Origin of the sequence: Paenibacillus anseongensis (genome assembly GCF_009757995.1) — a bacterium.
GTDB classification, from domain to species: domain Bacteria; phylum Bacillota; class Bacilli; order Paenibacillales; family NBRC-103111; genus Paenibacillus_E; species Paenibacillus_E chondroitinus.
Genome location: NZ_WSEM01000004.1, coordinates 138,681 through 159,716, shown reverse-complemented (window position 1 = coordinate 159,716; position 21,036 = coordinate 138,681). Strand labels below are relative to the sequence as shown.

Genomic DNA, 21,036 nt, shown 5'->3' with positions numbered 1-21,036 from the left:
AGCCGATATCGCTGCCTTAATCCTGAACAATGACTTGATCGTACTTTTGTTCTATGATTCCTGGAACTTCGTATAGTAAATAAGATCGACCGCCCACTTCTCCGCGAAACGAGCTGGGAAAGGACATGTACTCTTGCTTGGATAGAATAGGCAGTACAGCAATATCAACGGATAGCCCGAATTTCTCCTTCAACAACAAGGCTGAAAGAAAGCTTTTTTCAATGAGGATGACTCGATCATATTTGGTATCATATAAGCAAAATTTCATAGGAAAGACACGCCCCCCTTTATCCGTTTTCTCTATGCATCACGGACAGCAGCAGTTACTTGCAGTTTATAAACATCGGTCTATGAGGCCTGCGAATGATCCGGATCATTTGATAAGAGCGGCAGTATGACTATGACTTCTGTTCCAACTCCTAACTCACTGTTAATTTTCAAACCGTATGGCTCGCCGTAATTTAATCGAATTCGATCATTCACATTGGCAATACCTATTCCACATAAAGACTCTACCTTCTTCTCATGCAGCAAGGCTTCCATTGTCCGTTGTTCCATCCCTTTTCCGTTATCCGTGATGGTGATGATGAGTTGATCATTCTTTTTTCTACTCGTTATTTTGACGATTCCCATTGCTTCTTTGCCGTAAAATCCATGAATAATGGCATTTTCCAAAATAGGTTGCAACAGCAGCTTCAGGACATAGGTGTTTGTCACACCATCATCGATGTCGTATTCGACCTTAAACCGATCACCATAACGCACCTTCATAATATGGATGTACTTCTCCAAGCTTTGCATTTCATCAAAAACCTGGATGTAAGAGCCGCCCCGATGAAAGGTCGCAGATAACAGTTTAATAAGAGAATCCGTCATTTCCACCAGATTGGTAGCCTTGGACAACATCGCCATAATTTTAATGGCATTAAGTGTATTTACCAGAAAATGAGGATTAATTTGAGATTGCAGCGCATCGATTTCCGCCCGTGTTTTCAGCTTTTCTTGTTCTTGCCTTTCAATGATAAGCTCCTGTATACGGACGGTCATATTTTGAAATGTTTTACCTAGTGAATAAATTTCCAATGGACCCGCAAGCTCCAAATCCACATGAAAAGAACCGCTTTTCATTTTATTCATTTGGAAAATGAGCGATTTGATTGGGCCGACGATACTCCGGACAAGGAAAAACGACACGATTAAAAATATGATGAGTCCTGCCGCGGAAACATTCATCACTAGTTTATAGATCTCTCTAACTTGGGCCGTCATCTGCTCATATGGGGTAATGTAGATGATTTTCCATTCCGTCCGCTCCATGGTTAGAAAAGTGACAAACATCTTTTCGTCATAAACCATCGTTTCAAAGTTGCCGCTTTTCTTGTTCCGCGCTTGTTCAATGGTTTGTTTTTCAATGTTTTTACTTTTATCTTTACTTGTATCCAGCATGATATTCCCACTGCCGTCCAGGATAATAAAACTACCGTCCTGGTTAGACGTAGATTCTGCCAGATTCTCAAATGTTTTGGCTTGGATCACAAAATAGATCATCTCTACATCACTAAATGATCTTTCGTACTGGGGAGCTATTGCTGCGGATAAAATATATTTATCATTCGATTCAATCAATACATTCTCTTCAGATCCGAATAACAAAACTCGCCCTTGGTTCTGAAGCGTTTTCTGATAAAGATCCGTACTCTTTAAAAGATTTTCGTTAATCCGCGTATTAATATTGTGAAAATGGGTGCCTTCAAAGTAATAGGCGCCTCCGTCGCGATAAACGAACATCGCGGAAACAACATCGGGCATATCGTGCAAATAATTTTTTAATTGATTTTCTAATTGAATGGAAGAGTTGAATAGGTCTTTGGATTGTGTGCTGCGATGGTAAGAAGTAGCAAGCGAAATTAGATTATTATCCGAGGCAATTGCGGCAACCGTCCTGATATATCTACTTTTCTCCTGGTCGATGGAGTAAGAGACTTGTTCCAATGTTTGCATAGTGCGTGAAGTGATGTTAGACAACAAAATATCTGTGTAAGCTCTTAATGATAGAAACGCAACTAAAACAATAGGCATAACGATCACAAAAAAGAACATCACGTACAGAATCGATGTGATTGGCCATCTCTTTTTCAAAATACGCACTGGCAGTCCCCCCGTTTTCTCAAGTTACAACTATGCTGTGAGATTACACATTCCGGCATGACGGGAAACTGGGTACCAGGTAATTTGTGTAAAAGTTGTTACGCTTTCATTTATGAATTGATCGCGTATTCACCATGATTCGACATCTACCGTCATCATAAAATTTATTACGAAATACGTCAACCCCCTATTAAATCCAATTAATTACAACCAAAGATAGAGAAGACATAACTGTCTTCCCTATGAAAGTTATTAGGAACAAACTTCTAAAATAGCTACTCCATGCGGCTCAAGTACCAGCGTCCGTTCATAGACTCGGTGTGACAATAGATCCTTATAGGATCCAACATTTAATAGAATTGCTGTTTCATAAGCGTTATGATTCAAAACAAAGGTATACGTTTTATCATCTTTCTGTCTGCTTCTGATCTCGACACCTTCTGGAGCTTGATGAGCCGTCGTCAAATTCAATCGTTCACAAATCGTTTTGCTGAGCTGTTCCAAAAATCTCTGTTCAGGGTCAGTTGCTACATAATAAGCTTCCCCTTGCCCGAATGTATTTCGGGTGATTGCCGGCATGCCTGCGTAAAAATCACGTCCATAAACGCCAAGCGCCTCCGCTCCCTCAAGGTGCAGCAAATCGCACAAGAGTCCGCATTCGTATTCGCCATGAAGTTCCCCAAACGTCGAATTCATCATAATTCTATTCGTCATTTCCGGTTGGAGCGCATCGATTTCCTCTACCCATATGCCGAGCAAGTCACGTAATTCGCCTGGGTAACCACCTAAGGTTACAAGATCATTTTCATTCACAATCCCACTGAAAAACGACGTAACAAACGTCCCACCCTGCTTCACAAACGACTTCAGCCGATCGCTTACGCCAGGTTTCAACATGTACATCACTGGTGCGATAATTAATTCATATTTGGAGAAGTCACTAAGCGGGCTAATGACATCCAAACTAACATTTAAATCATAAAAGGCTCTGTAGTACTTCTGAGCCTGCTTAAGATAATCCAGATCCACGCTCGGTCCGCTGGTCATTTCCACGGCATTCCAAGTATCAATATCAAACAACAGCGCTACTTTGGACTCCGTTACGGAATCTAGAAGCGTATCCCCCAACATCTGCAGCTCCTTTCCTAATTGTGTGCACTCTTGAAATACTCTTGTATGCTCATGGCCTGCGTGAGCAATCAAAGCACCATGATACTTCTCGCACGCACCAACGGAACGACGCAGTTGAAAAAACATAACCGTATCTGCCCCGTGCGCTATCGCTTGATAGCTCCAAAGCCGCATAACACCGGGCCGTTTGAGACTGTTATAAGGCTGCCAGTTTTGCTGGCTTGGCGTCTGCTCCATCAACATGAAAGGTTGTCCGTCCTTCAGCCCTCTCATGTAATCATGCCTCATCGCCACGTTGCTCATGGGCTCATTCATTTGGGGATAGCTGTCCCATGATACAACATCCATATGGTCGGCCCATTTCTTTAAATCCAGCCCGTTAAAGAGTCCCCATATATTCGACGTGATTTTAATGTCCGGAGTAATCCGTTTAATGATGTCATACTCGCCTTGATAACACTCTAGGATCGCATCCGACATAAATCTTTTATAATCCAACGCGATTCCTTGGAAACATCTGTTATTCCCATTCAAATTCGTAGGGGGTACAATATCTTCCCACTCATATACCGTGTGAGACCAGAAGCTCATATTCCATACGCGATTTACAACCTCTAACGTGCCGTATTTCTTCTGCAGCCAAGTACGGAAAGAAGACGCACACGTATCGCAGTAGCAATGCGGCGCATACTCATTCCCAATGTGCCAAACTAGCAAGGATGGATGCTGTCCATAACGCTCCGCCATCTTGGTTGCGAGACGCTGCGAGAACATTCGGTACACCCGGCTATTAGGGCAGAAATTAACGCGGGAGCCGTGCGTGCGCTTCCTGCCGTCAATATCGACGGGAAGCACTTCTGGATACAAGCGCGACATCCAAGCAGGCTGCGCCGCCGTTGAAGTAGCCAAGCAAAGGAAAATGCCTTCCTGTGCGACTGTAGCAATAATTTTATCCAGCCATTCAAAATCGTATGTATCTTCTGAAGGCTGCAGCTTCGCCCAGCTGAACACAGGCAGTGTAACGATATTGATGCCCGCCAATTTAAACATCCGCATATCTTCTTGCCAAACTTCCTCTGGCCATTGGTCCGGATTGTAATCACCGCCATAATAGATGGATGGCAGTTTGTCATTAATCATTGGTTGTCCCCCCAAAGTACAATCGTTGAAAAGTATTACTCTTTAATTGCTCCGTCCATTAATCCGGCAAAAATAAATTTACGCAGAACCAAATAAATCAAGATGGTTGGTAACATCACCAAAATAATTGCGGCTGACAACTCATTCCAATAGGTTGCGCGCTCGCCTACAAACGTCATCAACGCGGTAGATAGCGTACTTAGTTTCTTCGAAGGCATATACAAATAAGGAATGTACATATCGTTCATAATATCAACGGCCTTGATGATCGCCAGTGTAGCCGTTGCGGGCAGTAAGAGCGGGAATAAGATCGAGCGGAAAATCCGGAAATACGATGCCCCATCCAAAAGCGCGCTTTCGTCCAGCTGCTTCGATATTTTCTCAATGAACTGCAGATAAATGAAAATTTGCATCAAATCTGTTCCGGCATAAATGATCAACGGTGCAAAAATCGTATTATAGAGACCTAATGACTTAATCGTTTGAAAACGTGCCACTTCAGTCGTGTAGGCTGGTACGACGGACGCGATGATAAATAGCAGAAAGATCGTTTTTTTGAAGCGGAAATTAAACCGATTAAGTACGAAGGCTGTCATAGCTCCGAGAATAGCATTAATGACAACGCTAGAAACCGTAACACTTAGTGAGTTAATTAACCCTACTAACATATTCGCTTTCTCGAAGGCGACGGCAAAGTTGTGGAACGACCAGCTCTTAGGCAGCGCAAACGGCGATGTAGCCGCGAGCTCCGGGGATGTCTTGAATGCGGCGAAAACAACCACAAGCAGCGGAACAAAGATAATGATCGTGATGATCGATAAAATGACGTAATAGAGTGACTTGCCAAGAAAGGAAAACAAATTTGCCTTTTCCACTCTGCGAGGTTTGGCTGCAAGCTCGGCTTGAGGCATGCTCATGATGATTTTTCCCCTTTCTCACGAATCAGTAGGTTCTGAATAATGCTGAATGCAATGATCATAACCATTAAAATAATCGCCAAAGCCGAAGCTAAGCCATAACTATTGAATTTAAAGGCCGTATTGATCGTGAAAATCGTAAATGTGCTACTCGAAGTACCTGGACCGCCTTGTGTGACAAGGAAAGGAATATCGAAGACTTGAAGTGCTCCCCGAATATTTAAGAACAAAATAATTTCAATAACGCGGCGAATGCCTGGTAAAACGATGTAGCGAATCTGCTGCATTTTGTTAGCGCCATCAATCGTTGCAGCTTCATACAGATCATTTGGTATGGATTGCACACCTGCTAGAAATAAAATGATATGAAAACCTGCAAATCGCCATAGGGAGATCGCGACAAGAGAATAGTTAACGATTTTCACGTCACTGAGCCAGTTATGAATCCAGCTCTCCAAACCGACAGCCATCAACATCTCATTGATTGGACCATTTACTGGGTTGTACAAATATCCGAAAATATAAGCGACTGCTACACCATTAATGATGTAAGGAAGTAAAACGATAGAACGGAAGAATTCGCTAGCTCGCATTTTGGCATTTAACATAACCGCCAATAAAATCTCAATGGGAATCAACAGCGCATGGATAATAAAATAAAGCCAGTTATTCGAAAGCGATTGCCATACTTGCGACATTTTGAGCGCTTTCAAATAATTGTCAAAACCTACAAAGTGCAAATCCCTGCTAATTCCATTCCAGTCGGTCAAACTGTATTGAAACAGCTTCACCGTAGGGTAGATGAGAAATAACAGCATTAATCCAATCGGCAACGCAAGAAAAGAAAAAATAAGCACTCTTTTTTGCATTATGTTGTTCATGTACTTCCCTCATTCCTTCATCAATGATGTTTGTAATGACAGCGGTGCAGGTGCATACCCCTTAGATCATCTTTTTGTAAGCCTAATTTTAGAGAGAATGGACGCGCTTTCACATGATAATTTTTGTGCTTTCGATTGATAAATTTTGTTGGCTGACAGAAATAAAGGTGGATGAATTGGCACGTTCATGCCCAAGGTGGTTCACCTTGGAACTGGGTGGGACAGCCGGTTGACCGGCAAGCATCGCTTCTCGCGAGCCCCAAAACATAAAAAAACGCAGGCAATAAATGCCTACGTTTTCACATATTTAAACCTTATAAGCCCGCATCGCTTTGCGCAGTTCTCGCCATGTAGGCCTTTTGCCATACATGAGCACGCCTGTGCGGTAGATTTTAGCTGCCACCCAAGCCATTGCTCCGATCGAGACCAATTGGATGACGATGGACAGGCCTATTTCCCACAAAGCTGGTGAGCTCATCCCTATTCGCAGGAACATAATCAATGGTGAGAAAAACGGCACGAATGACATCGTGACAACGAATCCGGTATTCGGATTATTTAATCCGAATATCGCGATCATAAACGCTGCTACGACCAACATCGTCACCGGCATAATCGCCTGCCCCACATCTTCCGTGCGGCTTACCAGTGAGCCAACCGCCGCGAAGACAGTTGCGTAAATAAAGAAGCCTAAGAGATAGAAGATCAAGAAATAGGCAATAAGTGAAGCCGGCAGGTTTTCCCACTTCAGATTAAACTGTGAGACGAGCTGGCTGCTGCTGGATAAGCTTAAATTTGCAACGCCTACAGCAATGGAGAGGGCTATCTGGGTTAATGCCAGCAAACAAATACCAACGATTTTCCCGAACATCTGCTTAAGCGGTGAAACACTCGTAATGAGCAGTTCCATCACCCGCGAGCTCTTCTCGGCGGTTATTTCCATCGCTACCATGTTGCCGAAGCCAATAACGCCCATATAAAGCATGAACAGCATAACGTATACAAGCGCATAAGACATGACCATTTGCGATTCCGTTTTGCCCGCAGCCCCTTCATTGTTCATAAGAATCTGCACTGTCTCCAAAGAAACAGGAGCTTGCATGTTGGCTTTTTGCTCGGGGGCAATCCCTGCTCCCTGCAGGACCACATCCGTTTTGACCAGCTGTAGAGCGGTCTGAAGCTTGTTTTTGAGCGAAAACTCCATCGTTCCTTCGGACTTATAAACCGTTTTGGGGAATCCGGCTACCGTTGTATCTGTGAATTCGAGATAACCTTTTATCGATTTATCCGTAATTTGCTTCTTAGCGAGCGCCTCGTTCGCTGCGGCACTTCCTGCATCTTGTAGAGGTACGATTACGATATCCGGTTTCTGCTGCGTATTGTAAAAAGCGGCTAGTTTCTCTGCAACCTGCTCTTGTTTCCCCGGGAACACGCCGATTTTCGTCGCTTCATGCGAAGATAGCTTTTCCATGATCGTTGGTAGATGTATGAGAACGGATAAGAGTACAACTAGAATCAAACTCATCACTCGAAAGGATTTGGAGCGGAAACGAGTTAAGTAGGTAAATTTTATAACTGTCCAGGTCCTATTCATGTGCATTCCCCACCTTTTGAATAAAGATTTCATTCAGTGTTGGCTCCATGATTTGAAACCGATGTATAGCAGATTGCTCTATCGCATGCTGTAAAATCTGTTGGGGATCTGCCGTGGAATCTATCCGAATTTGATAGCCGTTCATCTGCTTTTCAACAGCCGTAACGCCTTGAAGCTGTTCCAAGCCCTCAACCGGTCGCTCGGTTTGCAAAATGATCTTTTCTTTTGGAAATGCTGACTTAATCTCCTTCAAGCTCCCCTGCAGAATCGTATTCGAACGATGCAATATGCAAATATGTTCACAGAGCTCCTCCACATGTTCCATGCGATGGCTCGAGAACAGGATCGTTTTTCCCTCGTCGCGCAAGCTTTTCACTGTTTTTTTCAACAACTCCACATTCACGGGATCCAGTCCGCTAAAAGCCTCATCCAGGATCAAAATATCCGGATTATGAATGACGGCAGCAATAAATTGGATCTTCTGCTGATTCCCCTTGGACAGCTCCTCAACCCTCTTATTGTAGTACTCTGGGACGTCGAACCGGTCAAGCCAAGCTTTCAGCTCTGCCTCGGCTTGTTTACGGGACAGGCCGCGCAGCTCCGCTAAATATAGGATTTGTTCGCTTACTTTAATTTTTGGGTATAAGCCTCGCTCTTCCGGCAAGTAGCCCATAAGCCTTTTCAACTCTTCACGATAGCCCTTCCCTTTCCACAAAATATGTCCCTGATCGGGATAGATAAGGCCGAGAACCATTCGCATCGTTGTCGTTTTCCCTGCACCATTAGCGCCTAGCAGTCCATAAATTTCTCCCTCCTGCACACGAAGATGGATAGCGTTCACAGCGGTTTTCTCACCGTACTGCTTCGAAACGTTTTCTACCGTAAGCGGGTATGTCATGGATTGAACCTGCCTTTCTAATTGGTATAAAACATGTTCATTGTTCTTTCTACTAGTTTACATGAGATTGGAAGATAAAAGAAATTTAGCGAGCTTTCCCCAAAAATAAAAAAAGCTGAACACCGTGAATGATTCACAGGTCCAGCTTTTTATTTATAATCCAAAAATCGCATCAATAACCGGCTTCGTCGTTCCACCGGGATACATCAAGTAAAGCAAAACATAAACCAATACACCCGTTGGTGCAGTTAAAAGCCATACAATTGCCGCAACGCGGCCAATTTTCTTATGCTTGAGAAATTTGTTTTTGTACGCAAACCAAAGTGTTATTAACCCAAGAACACCGCCTACCGTAGCTAAGGCAATATGGAAAAACAAAAATAAGTGATACGGCAGCTTCAAGCTCTCAGGACCACCGAATGAGGTGTTCCCCTCAAACAGCGTGCGCGACATATATATAATAAAGAACGCTAGTGCGAAAATGGCACCAAGAACCATCAGTTTTTGATGGGTTTCTCGGTTCCCTTTCACAATATGATACCAGCCGAAACCGACAAAAATGGCACTAATTACGATAAACATCGTAGAAATCGTTGGTAAAATGTGCATCTTCCTAAATCCTTTCCCCTAAGCGCGATTCCAATTACCGCCCTGATTATTCAGACCCTCTTGAGTCTCTATTAGATCCATATCGTCCTCTTCCTTCCGCTCTCTGCGGTACCACCGGAAGAAAATATAGGCAAGTGTTGCTCCATAGACAACTTCCTGAACAATCTTCATTAGAACGCCACCCAATTGCTGATCATCCAGAGGTGATAAATGGGCGAAGGGTACGGTTACATTCGCGTACATGTCATAAATGATCGTATCCGCGAAAATAATGAGCGCACAGGCTGGTGTCAGCAGAATTCCGTTACCAAAGATGTAAGCCATCTTCTTCAAATCATTTAAGCGATTCATCTCAGGCAGTGGACAAAAAACAGGGAACCACATCATGAAAGCAGTGAATAACAGCACCGTGTGGTAACCGAAAAGCGATAGATCATTAATCATTAAGTAGTCCATAACCAAAGGCATATGATATATGGAGAAGAGCATGTTAAATAAGAATAGTGCAATCAACGGACGTGTGAAAAATGAGAATATACCGCGAATAACCGTTATTTTCATCAGCGAACGCATCATCCACGCTGGTGTGCCCAGCCATATACAGATCGGAACTATTAAATACAAGATCGTTTGCTGCAGCATATGCATACTGAACAAGTAGTGATGTCCAATATAATTAATCGGACTTCCTTGGCCAATATAGAAGAGAGCCAATCCAATATAGAAAGAAATCTGCTGCGAAACCGAAACTGTTTCATTCTCTGCGGAATTCCCTTTCCCCTTAGCGACAAAGCGACGATACATGTATCCGACAACGACGATCACCAACAGTAATACCGGATTCCACAACTCGAAAAATCCACCAATTTGGCTCATAGCTGATCTCTTTCTCCTTTCAACTTCATGCTAGACCTTCATTCTAAAAAAAGAGGAGGCACTTTGCCTAGACAAAGTTGCCTCTTCCAGTGGTTTACCACCACATCCAGTATACGGCTGTAATAACACCTGTAAGAGCTACGAATGCTCCACCCGCAAGAAAAATTAACGGGAATAAGTGTCCTCTCTCTTTGGCATGCATCCAGAAGAACAACTGGATAATCGCTTGCACAAGCGCCAAAGTAACGATGAAGATCAGAATAAACGAACGATCCAAGTCTCCGTAGAGTACGACTGCAAATGCAAGCATTGTCAGCAAGATCGAAATAATGTAAGACAAGTAGTGGTTCAAAGGAGATTCATGTTTGACCCGTTTGCTAGGTGCGTGTGTATCATGAGAATTGCTGCTCATCTTAGTGACCCACCTTCCCCATCAGATAAACGACTGTGAAGATAAATACCCAGACCAAGTCAATAAAGTGCCAGTACAACGCTGCTACGTAGAACTTAGGAGCTGTAACAACGGTAAGACCTTTCTTAAGCCCTTGTAAAATCAACAGTGTAATCCAGCAAATACCGAATGCAACGTGCGCTCCGTGGAAACCAACCAGCGTATAGAACGAAGTTGAGAAGGCACTTGTTGTAAATTTATGACCCTCGTGAACATATTCAACGAACTCATAAATCTCAAGACCCAAGAACGAAAGACCAAACAATACCGTAATCAGAAGCCAGAATAACAATTGGCCTAACTTCTGTTTGTGCATCGCGATGATCGCGAACACGCTTGTTAAACTACTTGTCAAGAGAATGAACGTGGACCAGCCCACTGTTTTGAGCTTGAAAATCTCATCGGCAGTTGGACCGTCTGGAACAGAGTTCCGAAGTGCAATGTAAGTTGCGAATAAACAACCAAACAATACGACCTCGGCACCAAGGAATAACCAGAATCCAAGAACCTTATTTTTCCCTTCGAGGGTAGCCGTTTCCGGATTAGCAGGCAGTGCGCCCGTGTGATGAGTACTCATGCCTTTACCCCCTTGTCATCTTCAAGTTCTTCCGGTTCAATATGCCAACCATGATCGTCGTATACCGAGCGGCAGAACATTGCAATTAGTGTAACAACCATACCCGCGCCTGCTACATAGTAGTTTCTGTACATAAAACCGAAACCAGCAATGAACAAACCAACAGACATAACTAGCGGCAATATGGATGCTGACGGCATGTGGATCGAACCAACCGGTTCTGCCGGAGTCATTTGTTTATTACCTGCCATTTTTTCTTTCCAAAGTGCATCATAGCCGCGAACAAGCGGAGTTTGTTTAAAGTTATACTCAGGTGCTGGTGAAGGAATCGACCATTCCAATGTACGACCATCCCATGGATCAGATAGAGCCGTAACTGGTTTTCTGGATGTTGCAATGATGTTGATAATGAACACAATTGTACCGATACCCATGAAGAAGGCACCAATCGTTGAAACCAAGTTACCTACTTCAAGATCATACCCTGGTTGGTACGTAAATACACGACGCGGCATTCCCATCAGACCCAAGAAATGCTGCGGGAAGAATGTTAAATGGAAACCGATGAAGAACAACCAGAAATGTAATTTACCCAGTCCTTCGTTCAACATACGGCCAAACATTTTCGGCCACCAGTAGTACAGACCCGCGAACAAGCCAAGGATTAGACCACCAACGATAACATAGTGAAAGTGAGCAACTACGAAATACGTATCGTGGTATTGGAAGTCTGCTGCAGGAATCGCAAGCATAACCCCTGTTGTTCCACCCATAACGAACGTCGGGATGAAAGCTGTTGCAAAAATATTAGCTGTAGTGAAGCGAATTTGCCCGCCCCAAAGGGTGAACAACCAGTTAAAGATTTTAACACCTGTAGGAACTGCGATGGCCATTGTTGCGATCGAGAAGATCGAGTTAGCAACTGGACCCAAGCCTGATGTAAACATATGGTGAACCCAAACCATGAAGCCCAAGAAACCGATTAATACAGTTGCGAAGACCATGGAGCTGTATCCGAAAAGACGTTTTTTGGAGAACGTCGATACGATCTCAGAAATAATACCAAACGCAGGAAGAATCAAAATGTAAACTTCGGGGTGCCCGAAAATCCAGAACAGATGCTCCCACAATACGTTGTTACCGCCTCTGGCAGCATCGAAGAATGCTCCGCCAAAGACACGGTCAAACATTAGTTCAACTAGCGCTACCGTAATGGCTGGGAACGCAAGAACGATCAAACCAGAAGTGATGAAAGCTGCCCATGTAAACATTGGCATACGCATATACGTAAGACCAGGTGCACGCATGTTGATAATGGTAACGAGGAAGTTAATCCCCCCGATAAGTGTACCAATACCGGCAATTTGCAAACCTAGAACATAGAAATCTGTACCTTGAATGTTACCCTCGAGCGTCTGCCCCCAACTGTTGTCGGTAATCGAGGACAATGGAGCATACCCCGTCCAACCGGCATCCGGTGCGCCACCCAAGAACCAACTCGTGTTCATCAATACGCCGCCGGCGAAGAACAGCCAGAAACCAAGTGAGTTCACGAATGGGAACGCAACGTCCCTTGCACCAATTTGAAGAGGAACGATGGCATTCATGAATGCGAAGATGATCGGCATCGCCGCAAAGAAAATCATCGTTGTTCCGTGCATCGTTGTTAATTGGTTAAATGAATCACCGATGAAAATATGTTGATCGGGATAAGCGAGCTGAATCCGAATCAGAATGGCTTCAAGTCCTCCTACGAGGAAGAAAAGCCCGCCCGCAAGTAAGTACAGGATACCGATCTTCTTATGATCGACTGTTGTAAGCCAATCCATTAGACCGGTATGTTTTTTTACTGGATGAGAGTGAGCCAACGTATTAACCTCCTTTACCTGAGAAGTTTATTTCAAAGTCTGTAAGTACTGAACGATATCGTTAATTTGGGCGTCATCAAGCTTGCCGCCTGCTTGTTTACCGAACGCCGGCATTTTGTTGCCTGGTTTCTGATCTTGCGGATTATGTATCCACAGCGCCATTTTCTCAGGAGTATGTTCCAGAATACCAGCAAGTGTATCGCGATCAGCGAAACCTTTGAGGTTCGGAGCAACACCAGGACCATTGGCTGTAACTGCGTGACAAGACATGCAATTTTCTTTGAAAAGCTCTTCACCCTTCTGTGCTGTTGCCGGCACAGTGACAGGCGCTTTCATTTTCGCTACCCATGCATCGAAATCCGATTGGCTTTTCGACTCAACGGTGAAGTTCATCAAGGCGTGAGAGGCTCCGCAAAGCTCTGTACATCTACCTTGGAATGTAGCGATTTCATCCGCTTGAAGGTAAAGCGTATTTGTGATTCCAGGGTTCGTATCTACTTTACCGCCTAGGGATGGTACCCAGAATGCGTGAGAAACGTCCGCGGAAACAAGTTCAAAAGCAATAATTTTATCCTTAGGCACTACTAGCTGTTGAGCAGTCGCGATGCCTAGATCTGGATATTCAAACTGCCACCAGAACTGATGCGCAGTGACTTTGACGTGAACGGCGGCTTTGTCCTTATTGTAGTTCGTTGAATGCTTGAAAGTGTAAGATACTGTTGGCACCGCAAGTACTAACAGTAAGAGAATCGGAACAACGGTCCAGATAATCTCAAGCACGTGGCTTCCTTCCACTTGTTTCGGAATGCTGTTGTCGCCTTTGCGTTTTCTAAAGCGAATTAAAACGTACACATAAATCGCAAATACGACAATTACGACAAAAACCATGATAAAGAGACTTAATTTCATCAAAAACAATTGCTCTGATGCAACAGGACCTTTTGGCTGTAAAGCAGACAGAGTTGGGTCTCCACACCCGGTTAGCAAGAACGTCATTACCGCTAAAAGGGGTAGCAGACGCCATAACTTTTTCAATCGACTCATTGTATCAACCCCACTTTTAAAACATTATTTTTACCACGATGGCCATGCCCATGTCAATTCACTTTATTAACTATAAATTCGTGAAAAGTTTTTGTCAATCGCTGGAGGAGAGTTCACAAATTGTTCTTAAACCGCTCTGTAGCGATATATTTTCCCTTCATGGTTATTTCCATACACCCACCTCTTTATGCACAAAAGCGTATATTTGTGAACACGAATAAAAGGAGAGAAACATCCCATCCTATAGACATTACACTCTAGATTGGGAGGTCTTTATTGATGCTCAGTAAGTTAGGTTTTCCGATTTCTGGATTGCTATTCCTCATGCTGACTTTATCAGGCTGCGGGGAGGACGGACGGGAATATGGCAAGAGTCCCGATCATACCAACTTCGGTGCTCCCGTCGATAAATCGACAGAATCCGAGAGAGCCTACCAAACTCAACAGCTCTCTGGTCCAGTTTCGCACAATAATACTAGTCTGGCCTACAATCAGTTTCTATCAAATCAACTCAACGCTATGAATGGTGTGAATACGGCCATTGTCATGACAACAGACAAAAATGCCTATGTAGCCCTTATGATTGACAGCAGCGCTACAGGCACCAAAGGAACAACGAAGGAGACAAACAATCAAGGAACGAGCAAAGGCTTTTACAATGATAATGCTCCTCACGATGATTATTTGCCTTCCAATGATTTGAACAACGGGTATAACAGTTATGAAACGGCCGTTCATCATGACCTGTTATCTCATCGTTTTAAACAAGCTATGGCCGAGAAAATCCGTTTGCTCCAACCCAATGTGATGGATGTCTATATTTCAGCAAATCGGGATTTCCTCAACAAAATGAACAGCTATGCTCAGGAAAGTTGGAAAGGGAATTCGCTTATGCCGCTTCTGACCGATTTCAACAAGACTGTGGAGCGCGTTTTTGGAACTGCACAAGTATTGCCCAGTAAATAAAAACATTTTCTACTATATATAGTAGATATTTAATGCTTGTAGGCCGGCCCCTGTTTCCATTTGTCTGGCATTCCTGTACAATGGGGGAATCGTCTTAACAAGGAGAGACTTTGGACTACCACCAAAGATCCCTATCAATAGTAGGAAAAAGGGAGCTGGCCAATTACCATGTCAAGTGGATTTGCCTCATTAGGAATAAGAGAAAAACTCGTTGGAGTTTTACAAGCATCTGGCGTTATCGAACCGACCCCCATTCAAAGGGAAGCTATACCTGTTTTATTAAAAGGCACGGATGTTATCGCACAAGCACAAACAGGCACAGGTAAAACCCTTGCCTTTGTTCTTCCAATATTAGAAACAATCGATGTGGAAAGTGCAGATGTTCAAGCGCTGATTCTGACACCTACACGCGAACTGGCCATTCAAATTACGAATGAGCTGAAAGGCCTTGTCCAAGTGACTGGAGCAAAGGTACTTGCAGCCTATGGCGGGCAAGATGTAGAAAAGCAGCTTAGAAAGCTTCAAGGGAACATACATATAGTAGTAGGAACACCGGGAAGACTGCTTGATCACCTTCGCCGCGGTTCTATCAATTTCTATAAATTGAAAATACTCGTATTGGATGAGGCTGATCAAATGTTGCATATGGGTTTCCTTCATGAAGTGAAGGACATCATTGCACAAACGTCTCCTTATCGCCAGACCCTTCTCTTCTCGGCCACCATGCCTGAACAAGTGATGAACCTGTCCAAAGCTTATATGAAGGACGCCAAAGAAATTAAAATTCAAAGCAAACAAGTTACGTTGACCGAAATTGAGCAGGTTCTCGTTCCGACGACTGACCGTCAGAAGCAGGATGCTTTGATAGCCGCTATTAAACAATATAAACCTTACCTCGCGATGATTTTCTGTCGGACCAAGGCAAGAGCCATTGCTTTAAATGAAGCTTTGCAGGAACTCGGGCTTATGTCCGACGAACTACACGGAGATTTGTCACAAGCCAAACGTGAGCAAGTTATGAAACGATTCCGGGATGGTCGTATCGAGTTATTGGTCGCTACGGATATTGCTGCGCGCGGGTTAGATGTCGAAGGTGTCACCCATGTCTTCAATTATGACGTACCGCAAGACGCCGAAAGCTACATCCACCGCATCGGCCGTACAGGTCGTGCCGGAGATACGGGTGTTGCCGTGACCTTCGCTACCCAGCGGGATATGCCAACAATCGAATTGATCGAAAAAGGCATCAAAATGTCCTTAAGGGGGGCATCCGAGCCTCAAGTGCGCCGCGTTCGTTCAAGCTCCGAGGATTACCTCGAGCATGAAGGCCGCGGATCAGGCCGCCGTGGCGGCGGAGCTGCTCGCAGCGGCCGCAGCGGCAGAACATCCGAGCCGCGCGCTCAGATAAGCCGCGGAAGATCCGGCGCGCGTGAAGAGCGTGCCGGCGTGCAATACGGCACGGGACGTTCCGCGTCCAGAGGCGGCGATAAATTTGGTGCGCGCAGCGATGCGCCAAGAGGACAACGCCCTGCGAAGGTTAACTCGGAGCGCAACCCGAACACTTGGGGTCGCGCAGAGAGAAAAGAGCCGGTAGATGCAGGACCGGGTCGCGGAGACAACATGAGCGCTGCCAAAGCGCGAGTCACCCGTTCTTGGGGTCGCGGCGAATCCGACCAACGCCCTGCAGGACGCGGTGATGGCACAGACCGCAAACGCTCTGCTCCTCACGGCGATAAATCCTACTCGCCGTACAACAAGTACGCCGGCACAGGCCGCGACGATGCAGCAAGCGCATCACGTGCGATTCGCAGCGGTGGCAAAGGCCGTGGCGACAGCGCCGAGCGCGGTGCCGGACGCGGGGACAGCTTCGGAGCACGCGGCGGCGCAGCTTCACGCAGTGACCGTCCTGGCGCAGCACGCGGCTACCAGGGTGGCGGCGAACGCGGCGGCCAATCGCGCGGACGCGGTGACGGCGCTGGCTCTCGCACTGGAGCGCCTCGCGGCGGCGACAGAAGCGGTTCACCACGCGGCAGTGCGCCTCGTGGTGGCGGACGCGGCGGAAAACGCTAGTCAGAAAAGCGTTTCCATAGCTAGACCTTTACCGAATAACCCGAACCATGTAAAATATAAGTACGGCTGAAAATGATCCTACTTAGACAAAAATCGTTTCATACCGTTGCACGCACGTAGGATTTACCCCCCACTTTTCACAAATAAGGAGGTATGTTCCATGTACGCATTAAAGGACAAGGAAATGATTTTTGTATTCACCGGTCCACACGGAGCCGGTCGTAAGACGGTTGCTGAAATGTCAGGTTCTACACTGGGCATGAAGCAAGTTATCTCTTACACCACCAGACCTCCGAGGGCAACAGAGGAAGATGGTCAAGACTATCACTTTATCTCCCCTGCTCAATTCGTACAGGCGCAGGCAAACGGTGAATTCATTGAGGTTAGTACCGTCAATGATCATTTATATGGGATTAAAAGTGCCGATATTGAGCAGATGTTCGAACACAGCGGAAGCATTTATTTAATCTTGAACCGCTTCGGCGCGGAAACGCTCAAAAAGCATTACGGTGATCACGTTGTTCTGGTTTTCATCTACGCGCAGCGCAATATTCTCGAAGAGCGGATGAGAGAAAGCGGAGATTCCGAGGAGATCATTCAGAAGTATCTTTCTTATTACGAAGATGAGCTGGCTTTCCGCGATCAATGCGATCACGTTTTCGAGAACGTGGATTTGGCCCATACGGTGTTTGATCTCACCAAAACGCTCGATAAATACCTAAACCGCAACCTCGTTGATTTGGATTAATATGAAACGCCTATAAACAGGCCTGGACGTACCTACGTCCGGGTCTTTTCATGTAACATCCGACTGGAAGGAGTGTCATTAATGAAAATTATATCCATAGAACCTACACCAAGCCCAAATTCCATGAAACTTAACATGGACGAATCGCTGCCTGCCGGCGTGCGTAAAACCTACACAAAGAAAAACTGTGCGGAAGCCCCGGACAACGTTCAGCAATTGCTCGCTGTTCAGGGTGTGATCAGCTTATTCCATGCAGCGGATTTCATTGCGCTGGACCGTACCTCCAAGGGGGACTGGCAGTTCATTTTAGCCAAAGCCCGCGAGATTTTGGGTGTTGCCGAAGGCTCTGCCAGCAGTAATGACTTACCTGTGGAACAAACGCAAGCTGAAGCCGCCTTCGGAGAGGCACAAGTCCTCGTGCAGATGTTCCGCGGCATCCCGCTCCAGGTGCGGGTGCGCGCCGGCAACGAAGAAGCGCGCGTGGCGATGCCCGAGCGCTTCACGCAAGCCGCGGTCCGCGCAGGTACGGCATCGCCGAACCTGATCAAGGAGCGCAAACTGGAGGAGCTCGGCGTGCGCTACGGCGAGCTGAAGGACATCGCGGGCGAAGTCGTCCAGGAGCTGGACGCTTCTTACGACGACGCCCGCGTCGAAGCTTTGGTCTCCAGCGCGATGCTGGAGACCGACGTCCCTCCTTCTTCGGAAGCCTCCGAAGAAGATCAGACCGGCGCAACGCTGGAACAGCTGCGCCACAGTGACTGGAAGCTGCGCTACGCCGCGCTTCAAAAGATCCAGCCGTCGCTGGAGACGCTGCCGCTTCTCGTCCATGCCCTGCAGGACGAGAACACGTCGATTCGGCGACTGGCAACGGTTTACCTCGGGGATATCAAGGAACCCGAGGTACTGCCTTTCCTGTATCGTGCCCTTGAGGACGATACCCCATCTGTTCGTCGGACGGCTGGCGATACGCTGTCCGACCTTGGCGACCCCGCCGCCATGCCGGCTATGGCGAAGGCGCTCAAGGACCGCAACAAGCTGGTCCGTTGGCGCGCGGCGCGCTTTTTGTACGAGGTAGGCGACAACTCCGTGCTGAAGGATCTGCAGGAAGCGGCGGACGACCCCGAGTTCGAAGTGCGCATGCAGGTCAAGATCGCACTGGAGCGTATCGAGGGCGGGCATGCAGCCGAGGGCTCGGTCTGGCAGCAAATGACGCGCAGGAACGAGCAATAAATTTAAAGGCTAGTGAAGCAGCGGTTGTCCGCTCCCTCACTAGCCTTTTATTTGTCATACTGCTTAAAATACATAATTCGATCCATAATCTCCGGATGCGAGCCACGAAACCAATGAACCAGCTTCGGCTGTGTGACAGGGCTCAAGTTCTCTTTGGCAATTTGCTGAAAAGCGCGAATGGCCGCGTTGCCGTCTCCTGTCAGTTGCATCGCGTATACATCTGCTCGGTGCTCAATCACCCGGGAGAAGGCGTTTTGAGCTGGCGCGGAGATAAAGCTCATGACCGTAACAAGCAGCAGCAGAATGGGCAGCGCCGCTAGATCATTTTCTCCTCGAATACCCCATTTATGTGCCCAGCGTCGAAGGAAGAAACGATAAGCGTGAAAAGCCAGCCATAAGCCCACCAAACTAAGCGCAATGCCATAAGCAAGGCCGATATAGATATGCTTTTCTACATAGTGTCCCATTTCATGCGCCATCACAGTTAAAATCTCATCGGGCTGCAGTTTTTTCAGCGTCGTATCCCACAGCACAATTCTGGCGTTGCCGCCTATTCCATTGACATAAGCATTAATCGCATTAGTCCTCTCGGACATATTGACCTCGTAGACCTGCTTAGCCGGAATGTGAGAATCCGCCGCCAATTGAAGAATTTGCGCCTTAAGCTCTTGATCCTGAAGCGGCCTGAAATCATTGTACAAGGGATCAAGCACAACGGGTTGAATGAACGTGACGAACACAATCAATGGAACAGACAAAAGCCAGAACCAGAACCACCATCGGTTGGGACTCCATTTTAACACCAGTCTGAATATCCAGACCATCACAATGGTTCCTACGGCATTTAACAGAAAATCCTTCACATGATCCCCTAGAAAGATCGCGAGCGTCTCTGTCGAGATTCCGTAGGCTAGATCGATTTTGAACAAGAAATAGTCCACCGGCAAGAACAGCACGTCCATCAACAGAGTAAATAGAAGCACAAAAACGACCATTTGCAGGAAGGAAGCCTTGAACAGCTTTTCAGATAAGCTTCGAATACGGACAGCCACACCAAGGAGCAGCAGGATCAATCCAATTTGCAGTGGAGAACTGAGAAAATAAGCTAATGACCGAATGCGTGACAAGGATTCAGCTTTGTCTATTTCCTGTGCCGTCATGAACGTGTGCGGGTCCGCGCTGGTGCCAACCAGATCTCGAGGTATCCCAAATAAATTTCCTTTTAATAAATACACAATCATGACGATCGCATACACGCCAAAAGCTGCGCCAAGCCCTATGTACAGACGCTTCATTTCATCCCTCCACCGCCAACTTCATATAAGTTAATTAACAGCCAATCCGGTGTAAAATCTCTGGACAACAGCCAGACTTGTGTAAACCTTCCACTTGGCGGAACGAGCTTATGCTTGAAACTGAGCACATCGGACATCCCGAACAGCAGAGATACGTTGCGTATTAGCAGCATGCAAGGATAGTCATGGGAATAATCCTGCAACTTCTGTTCCTTATTCACTATCCGATCATTAATGACCTTAATGAAATTATCCAGCACTTCCGCCCCAGGCTTCGTAAGCTCGGATCTTGACATCATACGTCTGGCTTCCTCCATGTCGTAGAACAAATGAGTCACTTCTAGTCCTACTTGCTCGTTATTGGCATCCTCCAGAAGCGCATCCGGCTTCTCCTGCTGGCGAACCATTCGCAGATCTACCGGGTTATTTATATTATATAGTTCAAGAAAAATATCGATAGCAGCTTGCTCTAGCGCCTTTTTCTCCTCTTCATGCTTATTCATATACTTCCCTCTTATCTATGGAACGGGTATTTTAAATCATTTTACCCTATTGTATGAGCTATTGCCTCATATGGTCATCCCTAGTCCTTC

19 protein-coding genes are annotated in these 21,036 nt (G+C 45.9%); 4 read left to right on the top strand and 15 right to left on the bottom strand.

Annotation, left to right across the window (positions count from 1 at the left end; genetic code table 11):
* Nucleotides 1-16 precede the first annotated feature (16 nt).
* The 13 genes from GON05_RS02760 to coxB all read right to left on the bottom strand — a co-directional run bounded on the left by GON05_RS02760 (nt 17) and on the right by coxB (nt 14,134).
* Nucleotides 17-268, bottom strand: a complete 252-nt coding sequence (locus GON05_RS02760; RefSeq protein WP_127453721.1) for a hypothetical protein — start codon at nt 266-268, stop codon at nt 17-19.
* Nucleotides 269-348: 80 nt separating this feature from the next.
* Nucleotides 349-2,148 carry a sensor histidine kinase gene (locus GON05_RS02755; protein WP_157317712.1) on the bottom strand — a complete coding sequence of 600 codons (1,800 nt, stop codon included), beginning with the start codon at nt 2,146-2,148 and terminating at the stop codon, nt 349-351.
* Between the two features lie 252 nt (nt 2,149-2,400).
* On the bottom strand, nt 2,401-4,419 hold the full coding sequence (locus tag GON05_RS02750) for a beta-galactosidase (protein ID WP_157317711.1): 2,019 nt from the start codon (nt 4,417-4,419) through the stop codon (nt 2,401-2,403).
* A gap of 35 nt (nt 4,420-4,454) precedes the next feature.
* Nucleotides 4,455-5,336: a carbohydrate ABC transporter permease gene (locus GON05_RS02745; RefSeq protein ID WP_246069069.1), complete on the bottom strand. Its 882-nt coding sequence runs from the start codon at nt 5,334-5,336 to the stop codon at nt 4,455-4,457.
* Nucleotides 5,333-6,217, bottom strand: coding sequence for a carbohydrate ABC transporter permease (locus tag GON05_RS02740; protein ID WP_157317710.1), 885 nt, complete (start codon nt 6,215-6,217; stop codon nt 5,333-5,335). The genes GON05_RS02745 and GON05_RS02740 overlap by 4 nt, the downstream gene beginning before the upstream one ends.
* Nucleotides 6,218-6,524: 307 nt before the next feature.
* Nucleotides 6,525-7,811: an ABC transporter permease gene (locus GON05_RS02735; RefSeq protein ID WP_157317709.1), complete on the bottom strand. Its 1,287-nt coding sequence runs from the start codon at nt 7,809-7,811 to the stop codon at nt 6,525-6,527.
* Nucleotides 7,804-8,709 (bottom strand): ABC transporter ATP-binding protein, encoded by a 906-nt coding sequence (locus GON05_RS02730; RefSeq protein WP_157317708.1) that lies wholly within the window; start codon nt 8,707-8,709, stop codon nt 7,804-7,806. The genes GON05_RS02735 and GON05_RS02730 overlap by 8 nt, the downstream gene beginning before the upstream one ends.
* Nucleotides 8,710-8,862: 153 nt before the next feature.
* Nucleotides 8,863-9,318, bottom strand: a complete 456-nt coding sequence (locus GON05_RS02725) for a DUF420 domain-containing protein (protein WP_127453741.1) — start codon at nt 9,316-9,318, stop codon at nt 8,863-8,865.
* Nucleotides 9,319-9,336: 18 nt separating this feature from the next.
* On the bottom strand, nt 9,337-10,194 hold the full coding sequence (locus GON05_RS02720) for a cytochrome c oxidase assembly protein (protein WP_157317707.1): 858 nt from the start codon (nt 10,192-10,194) through the stop codon (nt 9,337-9,339).
* A 94-nt stretch (nt 10,195-10,288) separates the two neighbouring features.
* Nucleotides 10,289-10,606 carry a cytochrome C oxidase subunit IV family protein gene (locus GON05_RS02715; protein ID WP_127453745.1) on the bottom strand — a complete coding sequence of 106 codons (318 nt, stop codon included), beginning with the start codon at nt 10,604-10,606 and terminating at the stop codon, nt 10,289-10,291.
* Nucleotide 10,607: 1 nt separating this feature from the next.
* A complete protein-coding gene (locus GON05_RS02710) occupies nt 10,608-11,222 on the bottom strand; it encodes a cytochrome (ubi)quinol oxidase subunit III (protein WP_127453747.1) in 615 nt (204 codons plus the stop codon).
* Nucleotides 11,219-13,051, bottom strand: coding sequence for a cytochrome c oxidase subunit I (gene ctaD, locus GON05_RS02705; RefSeq protein WP_181646644.1), 1,833 nt, complete (start codon nt 13,049-13,051; stop codon nt 11,219-11,221). Before ctaD ends, GON05_RS02710 begins: the two co-directional genes overlap by 4 nt.
* Before the next feature lie 66 nt (nt 13,052-13,117).
* Entirely contained in the window at nt 13,118-14,134 is a 1,017-nt protein-coding gene (gene coxB / locus GON05_RS02700; protein WP_157317705.1) for a cytochrome c oxidase subunit II, read from the bottom strand.
* A gap of 279 nt (nt 14,135-14,413) precedes the next feature.
* Here coxB and GON05_RS02695 point away from each other — a divergent pair, with 279 nt between their 5' ends.
* The 4 genes from GON05_RS02695 (at nt 14,414) to GON05_RS02680 (ending at nt 19,148) form a co-directional block, all read left to right on the top strand.
* Nucleotides 14,414-15,100, top strand: a complete 687-nt coding sequence (locus tag GON05_RS02695; RefSeq protein ID WP_157317704.1) for a hypothetical protein — start codon at nt 14,414-14,416, stop codon at nt 15,098-15,100.
* Nucleotides 15,101-15,268: 168 nt separating this feature from the next.
* On the top strand, nt 15,269-17,170 hold the full coding sequence (locus GON05_RS02690) for a DEAD/DEAH box helicase (protein WP_157317703.1): 1,902 nt from the start codon (nt 15,269-15,271) through the stop codon (nt 17,168-17,170).
* Nucleotides 17,171-17,330: 160 nt separating this feature from the next.
* Nucleotides 17,331-17,918, top strand: a complete 588-nt coding sequence (locus GON05_RS02685; RefSeq protein ID WP_157317702.1) for a guanylate kinase — start codon at nt 17,331-17,333, stop codon at nt 17,916-17,918.
* An 81-nt stretch (nt 17,919-17,999) separates the two neighbouring features.
* The gene (locus GON05_RS02680; protein WP_157317701.1) at nt 18,000-19,148 is read left to right on the top strand and encodes a virulence factor; all 1,149 of its coding nucleotides are present in this window, start codon (nt 18,000-18,002) and stop codon (nt 19,146-19,148) included.
* A gap of 47 nt (nt 19,149-19,195) precedes the next feature.
* On the opposite strand, the gene GON05_RS02675 is transcribed toward GON05_RS02680, so the two are convergent.
* On the bottom strand, nt 19,196-20,443 hold the full coding sequence (locus GON05_RS02675; RefSeq protein ID WP_157317700.1) for a M48 family metallopeptidase: 1,248 nt from the start codon (nt 20,441-20,443) through the stop codon (nt 19,196-19,198).
* A complete protein-coding gene (locus GON05_RS02670) occupies nt 20,440-20,946 on the bottom strand; it encodes a hypothetical protein (RefSeq protein WP_157317699.1) in 507 nt (168 codons plus the stop codon). Before GON05_RS02670 ends, GON05_RS02675 begins: the two co-directional genes overlap by 4 nt.
* Between the last annotated feature and the right edge of the window lie 90 nt (nt 20,947-21,036).